Below are 24,088 nucleotides of genomic sequence, written 5' to 3'. Positions count from 1 at the left end.
TGGTCACCTTCCGTCGCCGTCGGTGGCGGGCGCGACCGCCGGGTCGTCGTCGCGCGCCGGCTCCTCGGCGGGCGTCGGCTCCTGCGGCTTCGGCGGGAACCAGCGGCGTTCGATCCGCTCGCAGGCCATCCCCACGCACGCGCCGCCGAGGGCGGCCACGATCAACCCCAGGTTGTACGGCAGCCCGAGGAACAACATCGCCAGCGCGCCGGCCGACACGGCGGCGCTCCAGATCTTCCAGCCGGCCAGCGCCCCGGCGAGCACGACGAGGAAGACGGCGGTCATCGGGAAGTCGAGGCCGGCGCGCCACCGTTCGGGCAGCAGGTGCCCGGCGACCATGCCGACGACGGTGGCGACGGCCCAGTTGACGTACATGACGGCGGACGCGCCGAAGTAGAACATGCTCTTGCGGCGGGCCGGCTCGCCGCCCTTCATCCGGTCGAACGCGACGAAGAAGACCGCGTCGATCAGCCCGAAGCCGAGCAGCAGCCGCCACCGTTGCGGCAGCTCCCGCACGTGCGGGGCGAGCAGCGTGGAGTAGATCAGCATGCGCAGGCTGAGGATCAGTGTGGTCAGGACGATCACCGGCCATGCCGCGCCCTCGGCGATCAGCTTGAAGCCGATGAACTGGGCGGTGCCGGAGTTGACCACCATGGCCAGCCCGAACGTCTCCAGGTAGGACAGCCCGCTGGCCAGGCCGAGTGTCCCGCCGATCACGCCGAGGGGGAACGCGGACAGCAGGAACGGCACCATCGAGCGGGCCCCGGCGACGAACTCGCCGCGCGGCGTGGCGGGGCGCTCGGGGGCGCTGGTGGGCGTGCGGTCAGACATGGTCCTCCCCGGGGCGGCTGTCGCGCGGCATGGCCGGACCGGCGCCGGCGACGAGGTCGGCCACCTCCCCGGCGCGGGTGCGGCAGAAGTAGTGTCCCCCACCGTCGATCTCCGCGAGGGTCACGTCGGTGGCGATGCGCCGCCACGCGGCGGGCGCGTCGCCCGGCTCGGCGGTGAGCGGGTCGTCGGCGGCGAGCACCACCGTCACCGGCACGGTCAGCGGGCGGTCGGCCAGGGGGTCGAGCCGGTCCCGCAGGTAGGTGTGCGAGCCGAGGGCGTCGTGCCGGAACGCGGCGACCAGCGCCGAGGTGTGCCCGGCGTCGAGGCCGTCGAGGTCGGTGAAGCCGGTCTGCCCGACGAGCCAGTCCACGACCCCGGCCTCGTCGAGGGCGCGTACCTCGGCGATGCTGGCGTCGATGTCGGCGGCGTCGCGCAGCAGCTTGCCGCCGAGAAACAGCCGCGCGGGCGGGGACCCGGCGGCGGCGAGCAGCCGGGTGACCTCCACGGCGAGGGCCGCGCCGACGCAGTGCCCCCACAGCAGCACCTCGCCCCCGGCGGCGGCGCGCAGCTCGGCGACGACCCGGCGGGCCACCTCGTCGAGGTCGGCCAGCGGCTCGGGGCGGCCGGGGTCGTGCCCCGGCAGGGCCACCGCGAGCACGGCCACGCCGCGTGCGGCGAGCGCCTCGGCCAGGGGCCGGAAGGCGAGCGGGTTGCCGGCGGCGTACGGGAAGCAGACCAGGACCCGGTCGGCGGCGACGCCGGGCGGCGACAGCGGCTGCAGCAGCGGCGGCGGCGGCGCGGCGGTGTCGGTGACGGCGGCGGCCGGGGTGGCGGCGGCGTCGACGGCGCGGGCCAGGGGGCCCAGGTCGGAGTGGGTCATGAGCTGCCGGAGGGTGACCAGCGGGCGCAGCGCGGCGACGACCCGCATCGCGGCCAGGGAGTTCCCGCCGAGGTCGAAGAAGTTGTCCTCCTCGGCGATGTCGGCCACCGGCACGTCGAGGGTGTCGGCCCACGCGCGGGCGATGCGGCGGGCCGTGTCGGTGCCGGGCGGGGTGCGCCCGGCCGGGGCGGCGGGCGCGGCCGGCGCGGGGCGGGCGAACGCCCGGCGGGCGGGGACGAGGCGGGGCGGCGGCAGGCCCGGATCGTAGCCGCCGTGCGGGGCGTCCGGGTCGTCGGCCAGGGCCACCAGGGCCCGCCGGTACGCCGCGCCGAGGCCGGCGGCCTGCCCGGCGGTGAACTCGGCGCTGTGGTAGTGCAGGCTGAGCCGGACCTGGTCGGTGAAGAAGTCCCGCATGAACTCGGCGCGCAGTGCGAACTCGGTCTCCGTGCTGACCCGCACGTCGAGCAGGTCGAAGCCGGGCAGCTCGCGCAGCTGCTTGAGCAGGTAGAAGTGGGTGTAGTTGAAGACCGTCTCGAACAGCGTGTCGGTGGTGGCGGCGTCGGCCTTCATCTGCGCCATCGGGTAGCGGCGGTGCGGCAGCAGGTCCGCCTCGGCCCGGTAGACCCGGCCCACCAGGTCGGCCCAGCTCCCGTCGCCGGTGTCGACGCGCAGCGGCACGGTGTTGAGGAACAGGCCCAGCGCGGCGGTGGCGCCCTCGGCCTCGGGCCGGCCGCTCTGCTCGTACCCGGTGATCACGGCCGGGTCGGCGGCGAGCGCGCCGACCACCTTGACGTGCGCGGCGAGCAGCAGGGTCTTCAGCGGCACGGCGAGCCGGTCGGCCAGCCGCAGCAGCCGCTCGGACAGCGCGGCGGGGATGTCCACCTCGTGGAACACCACCGGGTGGGCGGCGGGCTCGGCGGGCGGCTCCCAGCGGGGCAGCTCGGTGACCCCGCCGGCGGCCAGGACGCCGCGCCAGAACTCCCGGTCCCCGGCCGAGGCGACGGCCCGCCGTTCCAGGCCGATGTAGTCGCGGAAGTGGTTGCCGGCCGGCGGCTCGGGCAGCGGGCGGCCGGCGCGCAGCCGGTGGTACGTGTCGAACAGCCGGGTGTGCAGCAGGGTGATGCTCCACCCGTCGAGGGCCGAGTTGTGCTGGCTGAGGCTGTAGCGGTACAGGTCGTCGGCGAGCACGTGCACGTGGATGCGGACCAGCCCCGGCTCCTGCCAGACGAACCGGTACGACTGCTCCCGGTCGTGCCATTCGGCGTACCGGCGCTCCTGCTCGGCGGGGGTGAGCCCGCGCAGGTCGGTCACCCACAGCGGGGTGGGCGCGTCGGCGTGCACGAGCTGGAGCTGCTCCGAGTAGCCGGTGAGGTGGTAGCTGGTGCGGAAGATCGGGTGGTCGGCGACCAGCCGGCGCACGGCCGCCGCGAACGCGGCCTCGTCGAACGGGGCGCTGATCAGGAAGCTGATGATGTCGTGGTACTGGGCCGCGCCCCGGGCCAGCTCGTTCTGGAAGATCAGCCCGGCCTGGAGCTGACCCAGCGGGTACGCGTCGACCACCGTGTCGGGCAGCAGCGCCCGGTCGGCCGGCGACACCAGGTCGAACGGCGCGTACGCCGGGGGTCGCTGCCCGTCGGCGGGGGCGGCGGCGAGCGCGGCGATCGTGGGGTGCCGGAACATCTGCTGGAAGCTGAGGTCCAGGCCGGCGGCGTGCGCCCGGGCCAGGACGGTGACGAAGTGGATGGAGTTGCCGCCGAGGGCGAACAGGTTGTCCTCCACCCCCACCCGGTCGACGCCGAGCACGTCGGCCCACACCTGGGCGAGGATCCGCTCGGCGTCGGTGCGCGGCGGCACGTACGGCCGGTCGTCGGCGGGCGGGTCGGGCAGCGCCCGCCGGTCCAGCTTGCCGTTGGCCGACAGCGGGAACTCGGCCAGCTCCACCACCCGGGCGGGCACCAGATAGCCGGGCAGCACCCCGGCCAGGTGGTCGGTGAGCGCCCGTTCGGCCACCGGGGAGGCGGTGCGCACGTAGCCGAGCAGGTTGCCGTCGCGGGCGACGACCACGGCGTCCTTGACGGCCGGGTGGCCGCGCAGCGCCTCCTCCACCTCGCCCAGCTCGACCCGGTAGCCGCGCACCTTCACCTGGTGGTCGAGGCGGCCCAGGTAGTCGATGGTGCCGTCGGGCAGCACCCGGGCGAGGTCGCCGGTGCGGTAGACGCGGTCCTCCCCGACGGCGGGGGCGGCGACGAACCGGTCCCGGGTCAGCTCGGGCCGGTTGAGGTAGCCCCGGGCCAGTTGCACCCCGGCGATGCACAGCTCGCCGGGCACGCCGACGGGCTGCGCCCGCAGCCGCCCGTCGAGCACGTGCAGCCGGGTGTTGTCCACCGGGCGGCCGATCGGCACCCGCGCCGCGCCGGGCGCGCACGGGTGGTGGGTGACGTCGACGGTCGCCTCGGTCGGCCCGTACAGGTTGACCAGCTCGACGTGGGGCAGCAGCGCGGCGAGCCGGTCGACGTGGTGGGTGCCGAGGGCCTCGCCGCTGGCGAAGATCCGCCGCAGCCCGGCCAGGCCGGCGGTGTCGGCGGTGGCCAGCCAGTCGAGGAACGCGCCCAGCATCGACGGCACGAAGTGCAGGACGGTCACGCCGTGGGCGGCGACGGCGGCGACGATGGCGCGCGGGTCGCGTTCCGCGCCCGGCGGCAGCAGGCACACCGACGCGCCCTCGCGGGCCCACCAGAACAGCTCCCACACCGACACGTCGAACGTGGTGGGGGTCTTGTGCAGCACGACGTCGTCCGGGCCGATCGGGTAGTGCCGCTGCATCCAGGCCAGCCGGTTGGCCAGGGCCCGGTGCGCGATCATCGCCCCCTTCGGCTCGCCGGTGGAGCCGGAGGTGTAGATGACGTAGGCGAGGTCGTCGCCGTCGCCGGGCGGGGCGGGTTCGCCGGCCGGGGTCGCCGCCGGCGCGGGCGCGGCGTCGGCGTCGGCCGGGGGCAGCGCGACCACCGGCACGCCGTCGGGCACCGCCGTGGCGTCGGCGGCCACCACCAGGGCCGCGCCGCTGTCGCGCAGCAGGTAGCCGACGCGGGCCGGCGGGTAGCCGGGGTCCACCGGCAGGTAGGCCGCGCCGGCCCGGTGCACGGCCAGGATCGCCGCGAGCTGCGCGGGCGACCGCGCGGCCAGGACCGCGACGACCGTCTCCGGGCCCGCGCCGGCCGCGCGCAGGTCCGCCGCCAGCGCCGCGACCCGCCGCTCCAGCTCCGCCCAGGTCCAGGTGCCGCCGTCGGTACGCACGGCGACGCCGTCGGGCGTGTCGGCGGCCCGCCGCGCCACCCACGCGTCGGGGCGCGGGCCGGCGGCGACGTCCACGGCCGTGTCGTTCATGGCGGCGAGCACCGCCCGGTCGGCCGGGGTCACCAGGTCGACGTCGTCGACGGGGCCGTCCGGGGCGGCGAGCGCAGCGGCGAGCAGGAGCAGCAGGTGGGCGGCGATCCGCTCGGCGGTGCCCCGGTCGTGGCGGGCGGCGTCGTGGTGCACGGTCAGGTCGCCGTCGGCGACGGCCACGGTGATCCCGACGCGGGGGTCGACGGCCGCGTCGGCGGTGTGCACGGCGACGTCGAGGAACGGGTGCCGGCCCTGTTCGGCGTGCGGGGCGAGGTCCTCGGCGAGCAGCTCGACGGGGTAGTCGGCGTACCGTTCGGCCTCGGGCAGCGCGGCGCGCACCTGCCCGACGAGGTCCCGGTAGCTGCGGTCCGGGCCGGCGGCCACCCGCAGCGGCAGCAGCCCGGCCAGCGCGTCTGCGCCGGCGGGGCGGCCGACCAGCACCTCGGTCGCGCCGGTCCAGCGGCGCAGCAGGGCCGCCACGGCGGCGGCGACCAGCACGAACCGGGCCGCCTCGGCGCCCCGGCTGGCGGCGGCGAGCCGGTCGGCCAGCGCGTCGCCCAGCGGGACGGTGACCGCCTCCGGGCGCGGCGGGGTGCCCGGTGCGGCGGCGTGGTCGTCGGGAAAGCCCACCCGCTCCGCCCCGGCGGCGAGCACGCCGTGCCAGTGCCGGGCGTGGTCGGGCCGCCGCGCGGCGGCGATCCTGAGCTGGCCCCGGGTCATCAGCGACTGCATGAGCTCTCCCGGCTACAGGTCGATGTCGATGGTGGTCGGGGCGGCGGCCACGGGGGCCGGCGCGCCGGTCAGCTCGCCGACCGGGCGGCCCGGGTCGGCGAGCACGGCGTCGAGCAGGTCGAGGTACAGGTCGGCGAACGCGCGCACGGTCTGCGGCAGGAACAACCCGGCGTGGTACGCCCAGTGCACGGTGAGCCCGTCGGGCCGCTCGTAGACCTGCATGTCCAGGTCGAACATGGCCTGCCCGGTCGGGGCGACGGCCAGCTCCACCGGCCGGCCGAGGAACTCGACCCGGGCCACCTCGGCGTGCTGCATCGCGAACAGGGTGTCGAACAGCGGGTGCCGGTGCGGGTCGCGCACCGGCAGCACCGCCTCGACCAGGCTGTCGAACGGGAAGTCCTGGTGGGCGAAGGCGTCCACCGCGTCCCGGGCCACCTCGGCCAGCAGCGCCCGGAACGGCACGTCGGGGCGGACCCGGTGGCGCAGGCAGACGGTGTTGACGAACATGCCCATGGTGGCATCCAGCCCGGGTGCGCCCCGCCCGGCCACCGGCGTGCCGACGGTCACGTCGACGCCGTCGGCCCCGCCGGGGCCGCCCGTGGCGGCGGCGAGGAACGTCGTGTAGCCGGCGAGCAGGAGGTGGAACAGGGTGACGCCCTCGCGGCGGGCCAGCGCGCGCAGCGCGGCGGTGCGGGCGGCGTCCACGGCGAACTCCACGACACCGGCGGCGGCGGTCGACGGGTCGCCCGCGTCGGGCCCCGTGACGCGGTCGGCGTCGGTGGGCAGGCGCGGCGGCGCGGGCGGGTCGGCGAACCGGGCCAGCCACCAGTCGCGCCCCGGCGGCTCCTGCGCGTGCGTCCACACCGCGTAGTCGGCGTACTGGGCGGGCACGGGCGGCAGGTCGCGGCCGGCGTAGCGGGCGTCGACCTCGCGCAGCAGCAGGGCCAGGGAGAGCCCGTCGGTGACGATGTGGTGCAGCTCCAGGGCCAGCGCCGCCCCGGTCGGGGTGCGCCGCAGCTCGGCGCGCAGCAGCGGCGGGGCGGCCAGGTCGAACGGGGTCACCGCGACCGGCTCGTCGGCGGCGCGGGCCACCTCGGGCAGCTCGCACACCACGCCGGGCAGCACCCGCTGCACCGGCCGGCCCGCCTCGGTGCCGAACGCGGTGCGCAGGATGTCGTGCCGGGCCACCACGTGCCGCAGCGCCTGGCCCAGCCGGGCGGCGTCGGTGTCGGCGGGCAGCGGCAGCAGCAGCGGCAGGTGGTAGGCCACCGAGGCGGGGTCGCGGGACTGGGCCAGGAACACCCGCCGCTGCTGCGGCGACAGCGGGTACGCCCGCGCGGCGGCGGCCCGGGGCAGCGGCGTGGCGGCGCGGGCCTGGCGTACCTCGGCGGCGAGGGCGGCCACGGTCGGGTGGCGCAGCACGGCGGCCGGCGACAGGGCCGTGCCGAAGACCCGCTGGGCCTCCACGGCCAGCGCGACGGCGGCCAGGGAGTCCCCGCCGGCGGCGTAGAAGTCGTCGAGCACGCCGAGCTTGGGCACCCCCAGCACCCCCTCCCACACCCGCACGAGCTGCCGTTCGGTGTCGTCGCGCGGCGGCTGGTACGCCCCGTACCGGTCGTCGGGGGCGATCAGGTCGGCCGGGTCGAGCGAGTCGACCTGGACGATGTGCCGGGGCAGCTCCCCGTCGGGCAGTTCCCGGGCGAGCTGCCCGCGCAGCGCCAGCGGGTCGAGGTGGTCGTCGGCGACGACGTACACGCAGCCGTCCTTGACGGCGACCCGGTCGACCTGCGGCCAGAGCCGGGCGAGGGTGTCCACGTCGGGGGTCATCGGGCGGCTCCGATCGCCTCGGCCAGCCCGCGCACGGTCTGGTGCACGTACAGGTGGCGGGGGGTGAGGTCGGCGAGGCCCTGGTCGCGCAGCTCGTTGAGCAGCCGCAGGGCCAGCAGCGAGTTGCCGCCCAGGTCGAAGAAGTTGTCCTCCGGCCCGACCTCCGCGCCGAGGACCCGCTGCCACACCGCCCGGATCCGCTCGTCCAACGCCGCGTCGGCGGCGGGCGCGGGGGCCGGCGCGGGCGGCTCGGCCGGGGCGGGCAGCCGGGCGGTGTCGAGCTTGCCGTTGCCGGTCAGCGGCAGGGCGGGCAGCGCGGTGACCGTCGCCGGGACCATGTAGTCGGGCAGCATCCGGGCCGCGCGGCGGCGCACCTCGGCGAGCGCGCCGGTGGCGGCACGGGCCCCGACGGCGGTGGCGGTCCCGGCGGCCGTTTCGGCGTCGGCGGCCGTTTCGGCGTCGGCGGCGGGGTCGGCGAGCACGACGTAGGCGTGCAGCCGGGTGTCGGCCGACTCCACGCCGGTCTGCACCACCACGGCCACGGCCAGCACCCCCGGGTCGTCCAGCAGCACCTGGCGGATCTCGTCCAGCTCGATGCGGTAGCCGCGCACCTTCACCTGGTCGTCGAGGCGGCCCAGGTGCTCCAGCCGCCCGTCGGGCAGCAGCCGGCCCCGGTCGCCGCTGCGGTACATCCGCCCGCCCGCCCACGGGTCGGGCCGGAACCGCTGCGCGGTCAGCTCGGGGCGGTGCAGGTAGCCGTCGGCCACCCCCGCGCCGCCGACGTGGATCTCCCCCGCCGCGCCGGGCGGCAGCAGCCGGCCGTCCGGGTCGAGCACGTACACCCGCCAGCCGGGCAGGGCACGCCCCACCGACCGGCTGCCGGCCAGCGCCAGCCCCCGGTCGAGGGTCTGCGCGGTGACGTGCACCGTGGTCTCGGTGATGCCGAACATGTTCACCACCCGGCACTCCCGCTCCGGGTGCCGGTCGAACCAGCCGGTGAGCATCCGGGCGTCCAGCGGCTCGCCGCCGAAGACGACCAGCCGCACGGCGAGCCGGTCGGCGGCCCGCCGGTCGACGTCGAGGAGCTGCGCGAACGCCGACGGGGTCTGGTTGAGCACGGTCACCCGCTCGGCGGCCAGCAGGGCGTGGAACTCCTGCGGGGACCGGGTGACCAGGTGCGGGACGACCACCAGGTGCCCGCCGGTGAGCAGGCAGCCCCAGATCTCCCACACGGAGAAGTCGAAGGCGCTGGAGTGGAACATCGTCCACACGTCGGCCGGGCCGAGCCCGAAGTCCCCGGCGGTGGCGTCCACGAGGGCGAGCACGTTGCGGTGCGGGACGCACACCCCCTTGGGCCGGCCCGTGGAGCCGGAGGTGTAGATGACGTACGCGGTGTCGTCGGGCCCGCCCGCCGCCGGCTCCTCCCCCGCCGCGTCGTCCGGCCCGGCGGTCAGCCCGGCCGGGTCGATCCCGCCACCGCCGACGAGCAGGGCGACGCCGGAGTCCTCGACGGTGTAGCGGATCCGCTCGGCCGGGTACGCCGGGTCGACCGGCACGTACGCGGCCCCCGCCCGCAGCACGCCGAGCAGCACCGCGATCAGGTCGACCGACCGGTCCAGGCAGACGCCCACCCGGTCGCCGGGGGCCACCCCGTGCGCGGCGAGGGCGCGGGCCACCCGGGTGGCGCGGGCGTCCAGTTGCGCGTACGTCAGCCGTTGGCCGGCGCAGGACACGGCCGGCGCGTCAGGTCGCCGCCTGGCGTGCCGGGCGACGCGGTGGGCGATCGTGTCGACCGCCGGGGGCGGCCCGCCGGGGCCCCGGCCGAGGGCGACGATCGCGGCCCGCTCGGCGTCGTCGAACAGGTCGTGACCGGCCAGCGGTCGGTCCGGGTCGGCGAGGACCTGCCCGAGCACCCGGACGACCTGGCGGGCGAACGCCGCGACCAGGTCGCCGGACCACCCGGCGGTGCGGTGGTGGCAGGTCAGCGTGGTGCCGGCCAGCGCCAGGGTCAGCGGCCACAGGGGGGCCAGGCAGGGCCGGTACGCGTCGGCGGGGCTGGTCGCGTCGAGCACGCCGGCCTCGACGTCGAGGAGCCCGGCGGGCGGCGCGCCGCCGGGGGCCGGCCAGGGCGACCCGGTCGCGGCGGCGGTGGCGAGCAGGTCGCGGGCCCCGCCGTCGACCGGCACCCCGACGACGGCCAGCCGCTCGTCGACGACCGCGCCGACCCGGGCCCGGCGCACGCCCCGGTACCGGGCCAGCACCGCGCCGACCGCCGCGACGAGGGCGGCCAGGTCGGTCCCGGCCGGCACGGCGACGGTGTGCGCGGCGGGGCGGTCCGGCCCGGGGTCGCCGCGCAGCCAGCCGGTGTCCCCGGCGTCCACGTCGGCGTCGGCAACGTCGGCGTCGGCAACGTCGGCGTCGGCAACGTCGTCGGAGGCGGCGGAGCCGGAGGCGGCGTCTGCGGCGGCAGCGTTCGGTGCGGCGTCGGCCTCCGACCCGTCGCTCCCGGCGGCGGCCGGGTGCGCGGCGGTCGTGGTGGCGGGCACGGGTCGACCCGGCGCGACGAGCCGACCCGGGACGACGACCGGGACCGCCGGGGCGGCCGGGTCGGTCAGCTCGGCCAGCAGGGTGCCGAGGCGGTGCCGGCCCACGGCGTGCCGGCGGGCGACCAGCACCAGGTCGGCCCCGTCCTCGTGGCGCAGCAGCACCGCCCGCAGGTCCGGGCCGCCGACCGGCAGCGGCCGGGCCAGTTCGGCGTCGCGGCGGCGCACGGCCAGCCCGGCCGGCATCCGCTCCACCCACAGCCGCCCGCCGGCCAGGCCGTGCCGGCGGGTGAGCACGGCGTACGCCTCGGCGAGGCCGTCGGCGTCGGCGTCGGGGGCGACGCGGGCGCTCGCGGCGTGACAGAACCGGGCCGCCTCGGTCAGGTGGGGGGTGTGCGGGGCGCTCATCGGGTGGTGAACCCTCCGTCGACGGTGATGACCGAGCCGGTGACCTGCGCGGACTCGTCCGAGGCGAGCCAGAGCGCCGCCTGGGCCACCGCGCCGGGCTCGATCAGCGCGTTCATCGGCTGGGCCTGCACGAACGTCTCCTCGTGCTCGGCGACCGGCACCTCCAGCGACCGGGCGATCTCGGCGAGCATCCGGCCCTCGACGTGCGGGTCGTCGCGCACCGAGCCGGGGCACAGCGCGTTGACCCGCACCCGCAGCGGGGCGTAGTCGAGCGCGGCGGCCCGGGTCAGCCCGACCAGGCCGTGCTTGGCGGCGACATACCCGGCGAAGTGCCGGTAGCCGACCAGCCCGGCGGTGGACGCGACGTTGACGATGCTGCCGGCGCGCTGGCGGCACATCACCTCGCCGACCGCGCTGATCATCCGCCACGGCCCGGACAGGTCGACGTCCAGCATGAGCTGCCACTCGGCCTCGGTGATCTCGTGCGTCGGCTTGCCCGACGGCGCGGCGATGCCGGCGTTGTTGACCAGCACGTCGACCCGGCCGAAGCGCGCCACCGCCAGCGCGACGGCGGCCCGGACGGCGGCCAGGTCCCGCACGTCGGCCTCGACCGGGTACGCGGCCACCCCGTACCCGGCGCACAGGTCGGCGGTGTGCGCGAGCTGGCTCGCCGAGCCCAGCGGGTACGGCACGCCGGGCAGGTCCCCGGCCAGGTCGACGAGGACCACGTCGGCCCCCTGGGCGGCGAACGTCACCGCGCAGGACCGGCCCAGCCCCCGGGCGGCACCGGTGACGATGGCGGTCTTGCCGGCCAGCCGGTCGCCGGTGACCACCGGTGCGGGGCGGGTCGGCGCGTCGGTCATCGCGCCAGCTCCGCGCCGACCAGGTCGAGCACGGCCGCCGGGGAGTCGGTCAGGTACATGTGGCCGCCGGGCAGCCGCCGCACGGCGAAGGTGGCCGAGGTGACCCGCCCCCAGCCGGCGAGCGCCTCGTCGGCGACGAGCGTGTCGTCCGCCCCGCGCAGGGCGGTGACCGGCACGTCGACGCGCTTCTCCCCCGCCGGCCGGTACGCCTCGTGCAGCTCCACGTCGGCGCGCAGCACCGGCAGCAGCAGCTCCCGCATGTCGGGGTCGGCCAGCGCCGGGTGGGTGTACCCGGCGAACTCCTCCACCCGGGCGACGAACTCGTCGTCGGGCAGCCCGGCGGCGGTGCGCTCGCGCCCGGACCACGGGTCCGGGGAGCCGCTGACGAACAGGTGGGACACGGCCACCCCGGCGGCCCCGGTGAGCCGGCGGGTCATCTCGTAGGCGAGCACCGCGCCCATGCTGTGCCCGAACAGGGCGACCCGGTCGCGGCCCGCGACCAGTTCGAGGACCTCGTCGAGCAGCCCGTCGACCGCCTGCTCCAGGCGGCGGTACGGCTCCTCGACGAACCGCTTCTCCCGCCCCGGCAGCGACACCGGGACGACGTCCAGCTCGGGCGGGGCGACGCGCCGCCACGGTTGGTACACCGACGGGCCCGCGCCGGCGTACGGGAAGCAGAGCAGTGTCGTGCGGGTCAAGACGGCTCCTTGCCGGTCAGGGCGGTCCGGACGGCGCGCAGCAGCCCGGCGTCGGCCCGGGCGAGCAGGTCGTGCCCGCCGGGAACGGTCAACGTGGTGCAGCCGGCGGTGGTCAGGTCGGCCCAGGCCGCCGCGTCCACCGCCGACACGTGCGGGTCGGCGTCGCCGACGACGACGGTGACCGGGGTGGCCACCGGGTCGGCGTCGCGCAGCCGGTAGCTGCGGCCCAGCTCGAAGTCGGCGCGGGCCGCCGGCAGGGCCGCCGCCGCCAGGTCCGGGTGCCCGGCCACCGCCGGGGGCAGGGTGCCCAGCGCGACCAGCTCGGCGAGGAACGCGGCATCGTCCAGGGTGGAGTAGTCCGGCTCGACAGTGGACCGGTGCGGCGGCACCGCCGAGGAGACCACCAGCGCGTCGGCGGGCCGGTGGCCGCGCCGGGCCAACCGCCGGACCAGCTCGAACGCCACGTACGCGCCGAGGCAGTCGCCGTAGACGGCGTACGGGCGGTCGAGGTGGGGCGCGAGCGCCGCCTCCAGGGCCTGCACCAGCGGGGTCATCCGGCGCGGGGCGGCCTCGGCGGCGCGTTCCCGCCGGCCCGGGTACTGCACGGCGTTGACCTCGACCGACCGGGGCAGCCCGGTGCGCCAGCTCTCGAACGCGCCCGCGTTGCCGCCGGCGTAGGGCAGGCAGAACAGCCGCAGCGCGGGGCGGGGCACCGGCGCGCGGACCACCAGCCACGGGTCGCGGTCAGCCATCGCGGGCCACCCGCTCCACCAGCGCCCCGAAGTCGGCCAGGTCGGCGAACTCGGCCAGGGTCAGCCCGGTGCCGTACCGCTGGCGCAGCGTGCGGACCAGACGCAGCGCCCGCAGCGAGTCCCCGCCGGCGGCGGCGAACGTGGTGGCGGCCGAACGCGGCGTCACCCCGAGGACGTCCCGCCACGCCCCGGCGACCCGCGCCGACCAGCGGGAGCGGGCGTCGGTGGGCGGGTCCGCCGGCGGCCCGGCCGGCGACAGCGCGGCGGTCGGCTCGGTGGCCAGCAGCCGGGTGAAGGTCGCGGCGAGCCGGTCGGCCCAGTCCGCGTCGAAGCGGCGGCCGTCGTACTGCAGGGCGAGGGCGAGCCGACCGGTGTCGGGAGCCACCGCCACGTCGACGGCGAGGCTGAACCCGACGTCGACCGTGGTCACCCGGCTGGTCACGACGCGGGGGCCGGCGCGGTCGTCGGCGTGGAAGTGGGTGTAGTTGAAGAAGCTGTCGAAGCGGGGGCCCGCCCCGCCGGCCCGGACGATCTCGGCCAGCGGGAACCGGTGGTGGCCCATCAGGGACCGCTCGGCGTGCCAGGCGTCCCCGGCCAGCTCGGCCAGCGGCCGGCCGCGCAGGGTCGCCGTGACCGGCAGGGTGTTGAGGAACAGCCCGAGGGTGGCGTCGCTGCCCGCGCCCTCGGGCCGACCGCCGACGACCAGACCGGAGACCACGTCGTCGCGGCCGGCGGTCTCGCCGAGCGCCCGCAGGTGCACCGCCAGCAGGTACGACTTCACCGGCACCCCGGCCGCGCGCGCCGCCTCGGCGACCCGGTCGGTGACGTCGTCGTCCAGCGGCACCGGCCGGGTGACGGTGATCCGGGGGCCGGGCCCGCCGAGCAGCAGCGGCGGCGCGGCGCCGGGGCCGTCGAGCCAGAACCGGCGGGTGGCCGGGTCGGCGAGGGCGGCCCGCTCGGCGGCGACGTGGTGGTGCGGCGGCAGGGCCGCCGGGGCGGGCGGGGCGGGCCGGCCCGCGCGCCGCCGCTCGTGGTCGGCCAGCAGGGCGCGCAGGAACAGGTCCAGGCTCCAGCCGTCGAGGACGGCGTGGTGCTCGGCGACGACGAGGGTGAACCCGTCGGCGCCCTCGTCGACGGCGTGCAGCCGGACCAGCGGCGGGCGTTCCCAGTCGAACGGGCGGGCCCGTTCGGCGGCGATCAGCGCGTCGACGTGGGCCGCGCGGGCGGCCGGGTCGGCGGCGGCCAGCGCGTCGACCGGCACGTCGGCGGGCGCGTCGGCGTGCACCAGCTGCAGCGGCTCGGCGTACCCGTCGAGGGCGAAGCCGGTGCGCAGCACCGGGTGCGCGGCCACCAGCGCGGCGAACGCGGCCCGCAGCGCGGCCGGGTCCAGCGGCGCGTCGACGCGGTGCGCGGTGACGTTGTGGTACATCGCCGGGTCGCCGGTCAGCTCGCAGTGGTAGACCATGCCCTGTTGCAGGGCGGTCATCGGGTACGCGTCGACCACCGACGCGGGCAGCCGGTCCCGGTCGGCGGCGGCCAGGAGCGTGTCCGCGCCCCGCTCGGGCCGAGCGGCGGCGGGCCCGGTGGACCGGTCGCCGTCGACCGGCCGCGCCCCGTCGACCGGCGACGCGGCGGCCGGCGCCGCCCCGGCCGTCGGCTCGCCGGCGTCCGGGTCGGCGAGGGTGATCTCGCCGTGGTCGACCAGCTCCCGGATCGACTGGTGGGCGAAGATGTCGCGCAGCCGGAACGACAGGCCCCGCCGGGCGGCGGCGACCTGCATCTGGATGCTGCGGATCGAGTCGCCGCCGAGGGCGAAGAAGCTGTCGGTCACGCCGACGGTCTCCAGGCCGAGCACCTCCCGCCACGCCTCGGCGAGGATCTCCTCGGCCCGGTTGGCGGGGGCGACGCCAGGGCCGGCGGCGCGGCGGCCCCGCTCGGGGGCGGGCAGGGCGGCGCGGTCCAGCTTGCCGTTGCCGGTCAGCGGCAGCGCGTCGAGCACCACCACGGCTGCGGGGACCAGGTGCGCCGGCAGCCGCTCGGGCAGCCAGGCGGCGAGGCGGGCGTCCAGCGGCTCGCCGTCGGCCGGGGCGGCGGTCACCGCGGGGCGGGGGTCGTCGGCGTACTCGGGGCGCACCGCGTGCAGGGTGTACCGGTCGGTGCCCTCGAGCAGGTCGTCCTGGCGGGTGAGGACGGTGAAGCCGCGTTCCTCGAAGAACGCGATCAGCTCGTCGAGGCGGCCCTCGGTGGCGGTGCCGACGCCGTCGTGCACCTCCATCGCCACCTGCGCGACCAGCGGCCAGTGCGCCTCCCGGATTCCGGCGAGGACGTCGGCCTCGGCCCGCTGCACGTCGATCTTGAGCAGGTCGATGCGCTCGGGGGCCACCTCGTCGATGACGTCGGACAGCGGCCGGACGGCCACGCTGAGCCGGTCCGGCGCGAAGCGCTCCGTCAGCAGCTCGTCGACCCGGTCGAGCAGGGCGTCCCGGTCGGCCTCGCCCCGGTCCCGCTCGTTGGCCAGGAAGCGGCGGATGACGGCCTGTTCGGCGGCCGGGTCGGCGTACTCGGCGTGGCCGGACATCATGGCGTAGCCGGGATAGTAGGTGAAGTCCACCTCGCCGGGGGTCGCCGCGAGCCCGTGCGGGTGCACGGTGGCGGGCACCCCGAAGGTGGCCACGTTGCGGCGCAACGCCTCGACCACCGACGGCACCGGCTCGAACGCGTGGATCGTGGCGTCCGGGCACACGGCGTGCACGAACAGCGAGAACATGCCGATGTTCGCGCCGACGTCGAACACCGTCGCCCCGGCCCGCAGCACCACCCCGTCGCGCAGGTAGACCTGCTGGCGGAAGATCTCGTCGTACAGGTAGCGGGTCTCGTGGGGGTTGATGCCCACGACCCGGTCCACGTCGACCGCCGGCGGACCCCCGGCGGGCGTCACGTACGCGACGAGCCGCGCGCCGTGCCCGTCGTCGTCGCGGGCCACCACCGCCGCGTCGGCCACCCCGGGGTGCTCGCGCAGGACGGCGGCGACCTCCCCCGGCTCGATCCGGAAGCCGTTGACCTTGACCTGGTCGTCGAGGCGGCCCAGGTAGGTCAGCCGGCCCCGCGCGTCGAAGCGCACCCGGTCGCCGGTGCGGTACACCCGCTCGACGCGGCCCGACGGCAGCGCCGCCGGCACGAACCGGCGGGCGGTGGCCTCCGGGTCGCCGAGGTAGCCGTCGGCGAGCTGGGGGCCGGTCAGGCACAGCTCCCCGGCCGCCCCGGGCGGCACCGGGCGGAGCTGGCCGTCGAGCACCCACGCCCCCGTCCCCGGCAGCGGCCGGCCGATCGTCGGCGGGTCACCGGCGGTGATCTCGGCGCTGGTGGCGTCCACGGTGGCCTCGGTCGGGCCGTACAGGTTGACCGCGCGCACCCCGGGCAGGGCCGCCACGGCGTCCCACAGGTCCGCCGGCACCGGCTCGCCGCCGAGCAGCAGCACCCCCGGCAGCGCGGCCCGGCCGGCGGCCACCCCGTCGGCGGCGAGCAGGATGCGCAGCTGCGACGGGGTCAGGTCCAGCACGTCGACGCGGTGCGCGGCGAGCAGGGCGGCCAGCTCGACGCCGTCGCGGCGGGCCTCCTCCGGCACCAGGTAGAGGCTGCGGCCGTGCCCGAGCTGGACGAGCTGCTTGACGGAGGCGTCGAAGGTCAGCGGGGCGTTGACCGCCACCCGCGCCCCGGCCGGGGCGTTGGGGTAGACGACGCGCTCCAGGGCGTGCGCCAGGTGCGCGGCGCTGCCGTGCGAGACCAGCACCGGGCGCGGCGTGCCGGTCGACCCCGAGGTGAAGATCACGTACGCCGGGTCGGTCGGCCGCGTCTCGGGCAGCGCGGCGGTGGCGGCGGTGGCGGCCAGCTCGGCGACGCCCGCGTGCGGCACGCCCGCCACGGGCCGGTCGCCGAGGACCAGGCCGGCGTCGACCGCGCGGGCCAGCTCGGCGAGGCGACGCGGGGGCGCGGCCGGGTCCAGCGGAACGAACACCGCGCCGGCGCGCAGCACGCCGAGGAACGCCACCACCGTGTCCCGGGAGCGGGTGGCCAGCACCCCGACCCGCCGGCCGCCGTGCAGGCCGCGCTCGACCAGGCCGGCGGCCACCCCGTCGGCGAGCCGGCGCAGCTCGCCGAAGGTGTACGCCCCGTCGGCGGCGACCACCGCCTCGGCGTCCGGGTCGGCGGCGGCCAGCCCGCCGTGGAGCAGGTCGGCGAGGGTACGCGTCGGCGCGTCGGACGCCGGCCCGGCGGCCTCGACCAGCCAGCGCGTCTCCGCCGCGCCGAGCAGGGCCAGCGGGGCCCCGTCGGTCAGCGCGGCGGGCAGGGTGCCGAGCACGGCGAGCAGCCCCTCGCGCAGCTGCCGCCCGCCGGTGACCCGCAGGGTCGCCGTGCCGGCGTCGAGCACGGCGGTCAGGTGCGGCCCGCCCACCGGCGGTGGGGCGCTCACCCGCACGTCGGTGGCCCCGAGGGCGGCCAGGGTCGCCGGGTCGACGGCCGGCACGGCGGCGAAGCCGGCCACCGCCGCGGAGTCGACGCCCACCGGCTCCAGCAGGTGGAACGTCTCCTCGGCGGGGCGCTCCGCGCCGCGTACCTCGTCGAGGAGCTGTTTCGGCGCGGCCGGCAGCGGCAGGCGCAGCCGCAGCGGCGCGTAGCCGCCCAGCGGTCCGACCACGGCGACGGTGCCGTCGGCGTGCCGGCCGTCGCTCCAGCGGGCCAGCACCAGCTCGGCGTCGTCGGCACCGGCGGGCGGCTCGGCCCGGCGGGACAGGGTCAGCGCCCAGGCGGCCAGCAGCAGGCTGGGCACCGTCACCCCGGCCGCGTCGGCGGCGGCGGTCAGCGGGCCCAGCGGCACCTCGGCCACCGACTCCTCGGCCGCGTCGTCGCCGTGCGGGGTGACCAGCCGGGCGGCCGGGACGTCGGGGGTCGCCGGCAGGCCCGCCTGCTGCCGCTCGTCGAACTGCCACTCCGAGACGTCGAGGAACTGCAGGGCGTCCGGGTCGTCGGCGAGGGACCCGCCGGCGTACGCGGTCGCCAGGTCGGCCAGCACCAGCCGCAGGCTCGCCGGGTCGGCGACCAGCGGGGCGGCGGCCAGCTCCAGGGCGTCGTCGGTGAGGGTCACGGACAGCTCGCCGGCCGCGCCGACGGTCACCGAGCGGGCGTCGTCGACGTCCTGCAGCGGCACCCGCAGGCCGGGATGGTGCACCAGGGTCAGCCGCAGCGCCTCGTGCCGGGCGACCACCGCATCGACGGCGGCCTGGAGGCGGGCGGCGTCCAGCGGGCGGTCGAGCCGGACCCGGGCCCGCACGAGTTCCCGCGCCCCGGTGTAGGCGAGCCGCTGGACCGGGGAGAGTCGGTAGCCGTTCACACCACGCTCCGGTTGACGTAGAGGTCGGACATGGCGACGAGGATCTGCCGGTCGCCGGAGAAGGGCTCCCGCCCGTGGGTGGCGAGGAAGTTGTCCACCACCAGCACGTCGCCGCGCTGCCACGGCACCGACACGGCGTGCTCCCGGTAGAGGTCCCGGATGCCGGCGACCACCTCGTCGTCGATCGGGCTGCCGTCGCCGTGGTACGCGTTGCGTGGCAGCCCCTCGGGGCCGTACTCGCGCAGCAGCGCGGCGGACACCTCGGCCGGCAGGTTGGAGCTGTGGAACAGGTGGGCGTGGTTGAACCAGAACGTCTCGCCGGTGCGCGGGTGGGTGGCCACGGCCTGCCGCCGGGCCCGGGTGCGCAGCCCGTCGCCGCCGAGCCAGGTGAACTCGGTCGCCGACGCCGCGCAGTAGGCCTCCACCTCCGCCCGGTCGGTCGTCTGGAACGCCTCCTGCCACGGCAGGTCCAGGTGCGGGCCGTAGTTGCGCACGTAGCACACCCCGTCGCGGGTGAACCGCTCGCGCACCTGCGCCGGGATCCGGGGGGTCACCACCCGCTCGCTGGCCAGCGGGGTGGCCCCGCCGCTGCCGGTAGCCGGCTGGGCGCACCAGAAGTAGAGGTGGGTCGGCCAGTTGTGCGAGTACGACATCTCGTGGTGCAGCGGGATCCACTGCTCGGCGTTGAACTCGGTGGAGGTGAACACCCGGTCGGCGACCTCGGTGCGCGGCGCGGCCCGCTCCAGGTAACCGAGCAGGTCCGGGGTGACCGCGCGGGCCGCCCGGCTGAAGTCGTCGGCGGTGGCCACCTCGAAGCCGCGGAACAGCACCGCGCCGTGGGCGTCCAGGTCGCGCAGCAGCTCGTCGCGGCGGCCGGCGAGCCAACCGGCGAGGTCGAGGTCGGCCACCGCGGCCTCGACCAGCAGCACGAAGGAGTCGTCGACCAGCACCCTGCGGGTGACCGGCGCGGCGGCCGGCGCGGCCCCGCGCCGACGCGGCCCCGGCCCGCTCACGACCGGCCCCCGGCGGTCGCCGCCCCCGCCGTCGCGCCGTCGCCCGCCCGCGCCCCGTCGGGCGGTGCCGCCGCCAGCTCGGGCGCGGTGACCGGGTCGGACATGGCGGTGAGGATGCGCCGGGGCGGGGTGAACGGCTCCCGGGCGTGCGCGGCCAGCATGTTCTCCACCAGCAGCACGTCGCCGCGCCGCCACGGGAACGACCGGGTCTCCGCCGCGTACGCGGCCCGCAGCTCGGCGAGCACGTCCGCGCCGATCGGCGTGCCGTCGCCGTACGCGGTCTGGTAGGGCAGGTCCTCCTCGGCCAGCGCCCGGCGCAGTCCCGCGCTGACCTCGTCGGGCAGGGAGGTGACGTGGAAGAACAGGGCGTGGTTGAACCAGGTGCGCTCCCCCGTCACCGGGTGCTCGCGCACGGCGGGCCGGACCTGCCGGGTGCGCAGCTGCTCCTCGCCCACCCACTGCGCCTCGATGCGGGCGCGGGCGCAGTATGCCTCGACCTCGGCGCGGCTGTCGGTCTGGAACGCCGTCTGCCAGGACAGGCTGATCCCGGGCAGGTAGTTGCGCTGGTAGCACACGCCGCCACGGCGTTCGAACCCGGCGACGGTCTCGGGGCGCAGCCGGGCCAGCACCCGCCGGCTGTCGGCCAGCGGCGTCCGCCCGCCCGCGGCGGGCTCGGTCTCGCAGAAGAACACGATCCGCAGCGGCCAGTTCAGCGTGTACGACTGCTCGTTGTGCAGCACGATCGGCTGGTCGGCGGGGTGTTCGGTGGAGGTGTAGACGCCCTCGGTGACCTCGCTGCGCGGCGAGGACCGCTCGCCGTAGCTGAGCACGTCGTCGGAGAGGGCGGCCATCGCGGCCCGGAAGTCGGCGGGACCGGCCACGGCGAAGCCCCGCAGCAGCACGGCGGCGTGCCGGCGGGCCAGCTCGTCGACGGTGTCCCGGTTGCCGGCCAGCCAAGCCGCCAGGTCCAGGTCGGGCACGGTGGCCTCGACCAGGGCGGGCAGCGGACCGCCCGGCCAGTCGGGGCGTACGTCGACCAGGGAGCGGTCCCGTCGGCGGCGTCCGATGGCCGGCGCCACCCGGCTCTGCTCAGTCATCTCTCGTCCCCCAGGAGTCGTCGACACACTCGGCGAGGCTGCGCGCGGGGTCGGCCGCCGCCCGGCGGAGGACCCCGACGAAGTCGTGGTGCCACGCCTGCGCGCGTGGACCGTCGAACAGGTCGGTGCGGTAGGTCCAGAGCGCCTCCAGGCCACCCCGGCGCTCGTCGAGCCAGCAGGTGAGGTCGAGCCGGGCGGCGTCCGGCGCGAGTTCCACCCCCGCGAGGTCCAGCCCCTGGGCCCCCCGCCAGGTGGCCGCCGGGGCGTTCTGCACGCCGAAGGCGACCTGCACCAGCGGGTTGCGGTGCGGGTGGCGGGCCGGACGCAGCCGCTCCACCACCGCGTCGAACGGCACGCCCTGCCGTTCGCCGGCGAACAGCGCGGCGGCGCGGGCCTCGGCGAGCAGGTCGGCGAAGCCGCGCCGCGGCGCGGGGCGCAGCCGCAGCGGCATCGTGTTGACGAAGCAGCCGACGCTCTCCTCGGCCGCGACGCTGGTGCGCCCGGCGAACGCGGTGCCGACGAGCAGGTCGGTGCGCCCCGTACGGGCGCCGAGCAGGGCGGCGAACGCGGCCAGCCCGACCATGTAGAGGCTGGCCCGGTGGGCGCGGGCGAGCCGCCGCACGGCCTCGGCGTCAGCGGCGTCCACGGTCACCCGCAGGCTGGCCCCCTGCGGGCGGTCGGCGGCGCGCGGGGCACGCGTGGGCGAGCCGGCGGGGCCGGGCGGAGGCGACGCGAGGGCCGGGGCGGCCAGGTCGAGCAGGGTGGGCGCGTCACGCAACCCGGCGACCACCTCGTCCAGGGCGCGGCGGCCGGCGGGGCCGGCCAGCCACTCCCGCTGGGCCAGCGCGAACGCCGCCGGCCCCGGCACGGGCCGCGCCGGCCACGGCGGGCGGGGCCGGGTGACCCGCACGGCGGCCTCCCGTTCGCTGTCGTAGCAGCGGCCGAGGTCGCGCACGAGCACGCTGAACGACCAGTCGTCGCAGACGATGTGGTGGGCCACCAGCAGCAGCGCGTGGCGCCGGCGGTCGTCGGCGACGAGGTGCGCGCGCAGCAGCGGCCCGGCGGCCAGGTCCATCGGGGTACGGGCACTCGCGGCGGCCACCCGGGCGACCCGCTCCGCCAGCGGCTCCCCCGGCACGGGCCGCTCCAGGACCAGCTCGACCTGCGGGTCGTCGTGCACCCGCTGGACCGGGCCGGCGTCGGAGCTGGGAAACACGGTGCGCAGCGCGGGGTGCCGGGCGACGACCCGGCGCAGCGCCCGGGCCAGCGCCGCCCGGTCCACGGCGCCGTCCAGCTCGACCACGTAGGACACCAGGTAGGAGGTGTCGGTCGGGTCGAGCTGGTGCAGGAACCACAGCCGGCGCTGCGCCGCCGACAGCGGCGCGGCTCCGTCGGCGACGGCGGGCGGGGCGGCGTCGGCGCGGGAAGGGCCGGTGGCGGGCGGGGTGGCGGCGGGCGGGGCCGGTGGGGCGGCGACCGCGGCGGCCCGCAGGTGGGCGGCGAGGGCGGCCAGGGTGGGATGGTCGAAGAGCGCGGCCGGCGGCACGGGCACGCCGGTGGCCGCCGCGAGCCGGGCCGCGCAGCGCAGGGCGAGCAGGGAGTCGCCGCCGAGGTCGAAGAAGTCGGCCTGCGGCCCGGCGACCGGCACGCCGAGCACGTCCCGCCAGACGGCGGCGACCTCCCGGGCGAGCCCGGCGTCGGCGGGGTCGAACGCGTCGGCGGCAGGTGCGGCACCGGCAGCGGGAGTGGCGTCGGCGGCGTGGGTCGCGTCGAGGGCGGCGGTCGGGTACGGCGCGTCGGCCGCCTCCCACTCGGGGTCCGGCAGGGCCGCCCGGTCCACCTTGCCGCTCGGGGTGGTCGGCATCCGGTCCAGCCACACCACCGTCGCCGGCACCAGCGGGGCGGGCAGCCGCTCGCGCAGCCGGGCCGGCACGTCGTCGCGGCGCGCGCCGACCAGGTAGCCGACCAGGAGCGGGTCGCCGCTGGGCCCGGTACGCACGGCGGCGGCGGCCTCCCGCACGCCGGGCAGGTCGGCCAGGGCCGCCGCGACCTCGCCCAGTTCGATGCGGTAGCCGCGCAGCTTCACCTGGTCGTCGAGGCGGCCCAGGAACTCCAGTTGACCGTCGGGGCGCAGCCGGACCCGGTCCCCGGTGCGGTACATCCGCTCGCCGGGGCGGAACGGGTCGCGCAGGAACCGGGCGGCGGTCTCCTCCGGCCGGTCGAGGTAGCCCCGGGCCAGGCCCGCGCCCGCCAGGTACAGCTCCCCCGGGGTGCCGGGCGGCACCGGCATGCCGTCGGTGGCCAGCACGTACGCCCGGGTGTGCGGCAGCGGCCGGCCGATCGGCGGTACGCCCCCGTCGGCGGTGATCTCCGCCCAGGTCGAGTAGGTGGTGTCCTCGGACGGGCCGTAGAGGTTGAGCAGCCGGCGCACCCCGGGGCGGGCCAGGACGCGGGCGGCGAGGGCCGCGGTCAGCGGTTCGCCGGCCAGGCACACGGTGCGTACGCCGGCCGGCAGGGCGTCGGCGGCGAGCAGCTCGCTCATCGCCGAGGGGACGGTGTTGACCAGCGTGACCGGCAGCGCGGCGGCGTCGGGGCCGGCGAGGGCGAGGACGTTGTCGACCAGCAGCACCCGCCCGCCCCAGCACAGCGGGCCGAAGATCTCGAACACCGACAGGTCGAAGCAGACGCTGGTGGCGGCCAGCACGCCGCCCAGCTCCTGCGCGCAGAAGGCGGACCGGGTCCAGCCCATCAGCACCGAGGCGGAGCGGTGCTCGATGGCCACGCCCTTCGGCCGGCCGGTGGAGCCGGAGGTGTAGATGACGTAGGCGAGGCCGGCGGGATCGGCGTCGGTGTCGGGGCGGTCGGCGGGTGCCGCGGCCACGTCGAGGGTGTCCAGGGGCAACGCGGCGCGGCCGAAGCGGTCGGCCAGGCCGGTGCGGGTGAGCACCAGCCGGGCGCCGGAGTCCTCGGTCATGAACGCCACCCGCGCCGGTGGGTACGCCGGGTCGAGGGGCACGTACGCCGCGCCGGCCTTGAGCACCGCCAGCAGGGCGACCACCAGGTCGACGTCGCGGGGCAGGCAGACGCCGACCCGGTCCTGGCCGGTGACGCCGTGCGCCAGCAGGACCCGGGCGAGCCGGTTGGCCGCCTCGTCGAGTTGCCGGTATGTCAGCGCCCGGTCGCCGGCGCGCACCGCCTCGGCGTCGGGCGTCCGCTCCACCTGGGCTTCGACCAGGCGGTGCAGGCAGACGCCGGTGAGCGGGACGTCGGGGACGCGGGGTGCGCCGGCCCGGCGCACCGGTCCGGCGGGCCGGGCGGAGATGGTCACTTCCGCCCGCGATTCGTCGTGCGCGTGCAGCCAGACACCGAACGGCCCCCAAGATCGTAACGGTACGTGTGCCCTAAATGACCCTTCGGCAGGTCAGCGCCCCGAGCCCCTCACGCTGTGCTACTTACAGCGATCGATTGCTTGCTCTCCGCTGAGAGATTCCACGAGCGCCGATGGGAATGCCAAGGGCCCTCCCAAGATGCGGGACACCAGTGGCGAAACTCGGACCGGCCACTCCCGCCCGTTATGTGACCTGCGCATCGGGCGGCGCGGCACTGAACAGGGCCGATGCCCCGGGCGCGACCGCCAGCCGCCGGCCCCGCCGGCCCGTGGCTGTCGGGAA

Annotated in this window: 11 protein-coding genes; all 11 read right to left on the bottom strand. The window is 77.5% G+C overall.

Going from position 1 to position 24,088, the window contains the following annotated elements; genetic code table 11:
- Positions 1-3: 3 nt before the first annotated feature.
- The 11 genes from LPU61_RS16795 to LPU61_RS16745 are packed head-to-tail and all read right to left on the bottom strand — an operon-like array spanning position 4 to position 23,745.
- A complete protein-coding gene (locus LPU61_RS16795) occupies positions 4-831 on the bottom strand; it encodes an AzlC family ABC transporter permease (RefSeq protein WP_052504019.1) in 828 nt (275 codons plus the stop codon).
- Positions 824-5,827, bottom strand: a complete 5,004-nt coding sequence (locus LPU61_RS16790; RefSeq protein ID WP_229405438.1) for a non-ribosomal peptide synthetase — start codon at positions 5,825-5,827, stop codon at positions 824-826. The genes LPU61_RS16795 and LPU61_RS16790 overlap by 8 nt, the downstream gene beginning before the upstream one ends.
- Before the next feature lie 12 nt (positions 5,828-5,839).
- Positions 5,840-7,654, bottom strand: coding sequence for a condensation domain-containing protein (locus LPU61_RS16785; protein WP_229405437.1), 1,815 nt, complete (start codon positions 7,652-7,654; stop codon positions 5,840-5,842).
- The gene (locus LPU61_RS16780; RefSeq protein WP_229405436.1) at positions 7,651-10,605 is read right to left on the bottom strand and encodes an amino acid adenylation domain-containing protein; all 2,955 of its coding nucleotides are present in this window, start codon (positions 10,603-10,605) and stop codon (positions 7,651-7,653) included. Before LPU61_RS16780 ends, LPU61_RS16785 begins: the two co-directional genes overlap by 4 nt.
- A complete protein-coding gene (locus LPU61_RS16775) occupies positions 10,602-11,468 on the bottom strand; it encodes an SDR family oxidoreductase (protein WP_091283873.1) in 867 nt (288 codons plus the stop codon). Before LPU61_RS16775 ends, LPU61_RS16780 begins: the two co-directional genes overlap by 4 nt.
- Positions 11,465-12,166, bottom strand: a complete 702-nt coding sequence (locus tag LPU61_RS16770; protein WP_043968979.1) for a thioesterase II family protein — start codon at positions 12,164-12,166, stop codon at positions 11,465-11,467. Before LPU61_RS16770 ends, LPU61_RS16775 begins: the two co-directional genes overlap by 4 nt.
- Complete coding sequence (locus LPU61_RS16765; RefSeq protein ID WP_043968978.1) at positions 12,163-12,918, bottom strand: thioesterase II family protein; 756 nt, start codon at positions 12,916-12,918, stop codon at positions 12,163-12,165. Before LPU61_RS16765 ends, LPU61_RS16770 begins: the two co-directional genes overlap by 4 nt.
- Complete coding sequence (locus LPU61_RS16760) at positions 12,911-18,307, bottom strand: non-ribosomal peptide synthetase (protein ID WP_229405435.1); 5,397 nt, start codon at positions 18,305-18,307, stop codon at positions 12,911-12,913. Before LPU61_RS16760 ends, LPU61_RS16765 begins: the two co-directional genes overlap by 8 nt.
- The gene (locus tag LPU61_RS16755; RefSeq protein WP_043969599.1) at positions 18,304-19,320 is read right to left on the bottom strand and encodes a TauD/TfdA family dioxygenase; all 1,017 of its coding nucleotides are present in this window, start codon (positions 19,318-19,320) and stop codon (positions 18,304-18,306) included. Before LPU61_RS16755 ends, LPU61_RS16760 begins: the two co-directional genes overlap by 4 nt.
- Positions 19,317-20,417: a TauD/TfdA family dioxygenase gene (locus tag LPU61_RS16750; protein ID WP_229405434.1), complete on the bottom strand. Its 1,101-nt coding sequence runs from the start codon at positions 20,415-20,417 to the stop codon at positions 19,317-19,319. Before LPU61_RS16750 ends, LPU61_RS16755 begins: the two co-directional genes overlap by 4 nt.
- A complete protein-coding gene (locus tag LPU61_RS16745; RefSeq protein WP_229405433.1) occupies positions 20,410-23,745 on the bottom strand; it encodes a non-ribosomal peptide synthetase in 3,336 nt (1,111 codons plus the stop codon). Before LPU61_RS16745 ends, LPU61_RS16750 begins: the two co-directional genes overlap by 8 nt.
- Positions 23,746-24,088: the final 343 nt, after the last annotated feature.

The sequence above is a fragment of the Micromonospora sp. NBRC 110038 genome (assembly GCF_020884815.1).
GTDB lineage: Bacteria > Actinomycetota > Actinomycetes > Mycobacteriales > Micromonosporaceae > Micromonospora > Micromonospora haikouensis.
The sequence above is the reverse complement of the archived record's forward strand: the minus strand, read 5'-3'. Positions and strand labels throughout refer to the sequence as shown.

Bases quoted from the DNA above. Each gene is read 5' to 3' on its own strand.
- LPU61_RS16795 (WP_052504019.1), bottom strand. From the start codon at position 831: ATGTCTGACCGCACGCCCACCAGCGCCCCCGAGCGCCCCGCCACGCCG.
- LPU61_RS16790 (WP_229405438.1), bottom strand. From the start codon at position 5,827: ATGCAGTCGCTGATGACCCGGGGCCAGCTCAGGATCGCCGCCGCGCGG.
- LPU61_RS16785 (WP_229405437.1), bottom strand. From the start codon at position 7,654: ATGACCCCCGACGTGGACACCCTCGCCCGGCTCTGGCCGCAGGTCGAC.
- LPU61_RS16780 (WP_229405436.1), bottom strand. From the start codon at position 10,605: ATGAGCGCCCCGCACACCCCCCACCTGACCGAGGCGGCCCGGTTCTGT.
- LPU61_RS16775 (WP_091283873.1), bottom strand. From the start codon at position 11,468: ATGACCGACGCGCCGACCCGCCCCGCACCGGTGGTCACCGGCGACCGG.
- LPU61_RS16765 (WP_043968978.1), bottom strand. From the start codon at position 12,918: ATGGCTGACCGCGACCCGTGGCTGGTGGTCCGCGCGCCGGTGCCCCGC.
- LPU61_RS16750 (WP_229405434.1), bottom strand. From the start codon at position 20,417: ATGACTGAGCAGAGCCGGGTGGCGCCGGCCATCGGACGCCGCCGACGG.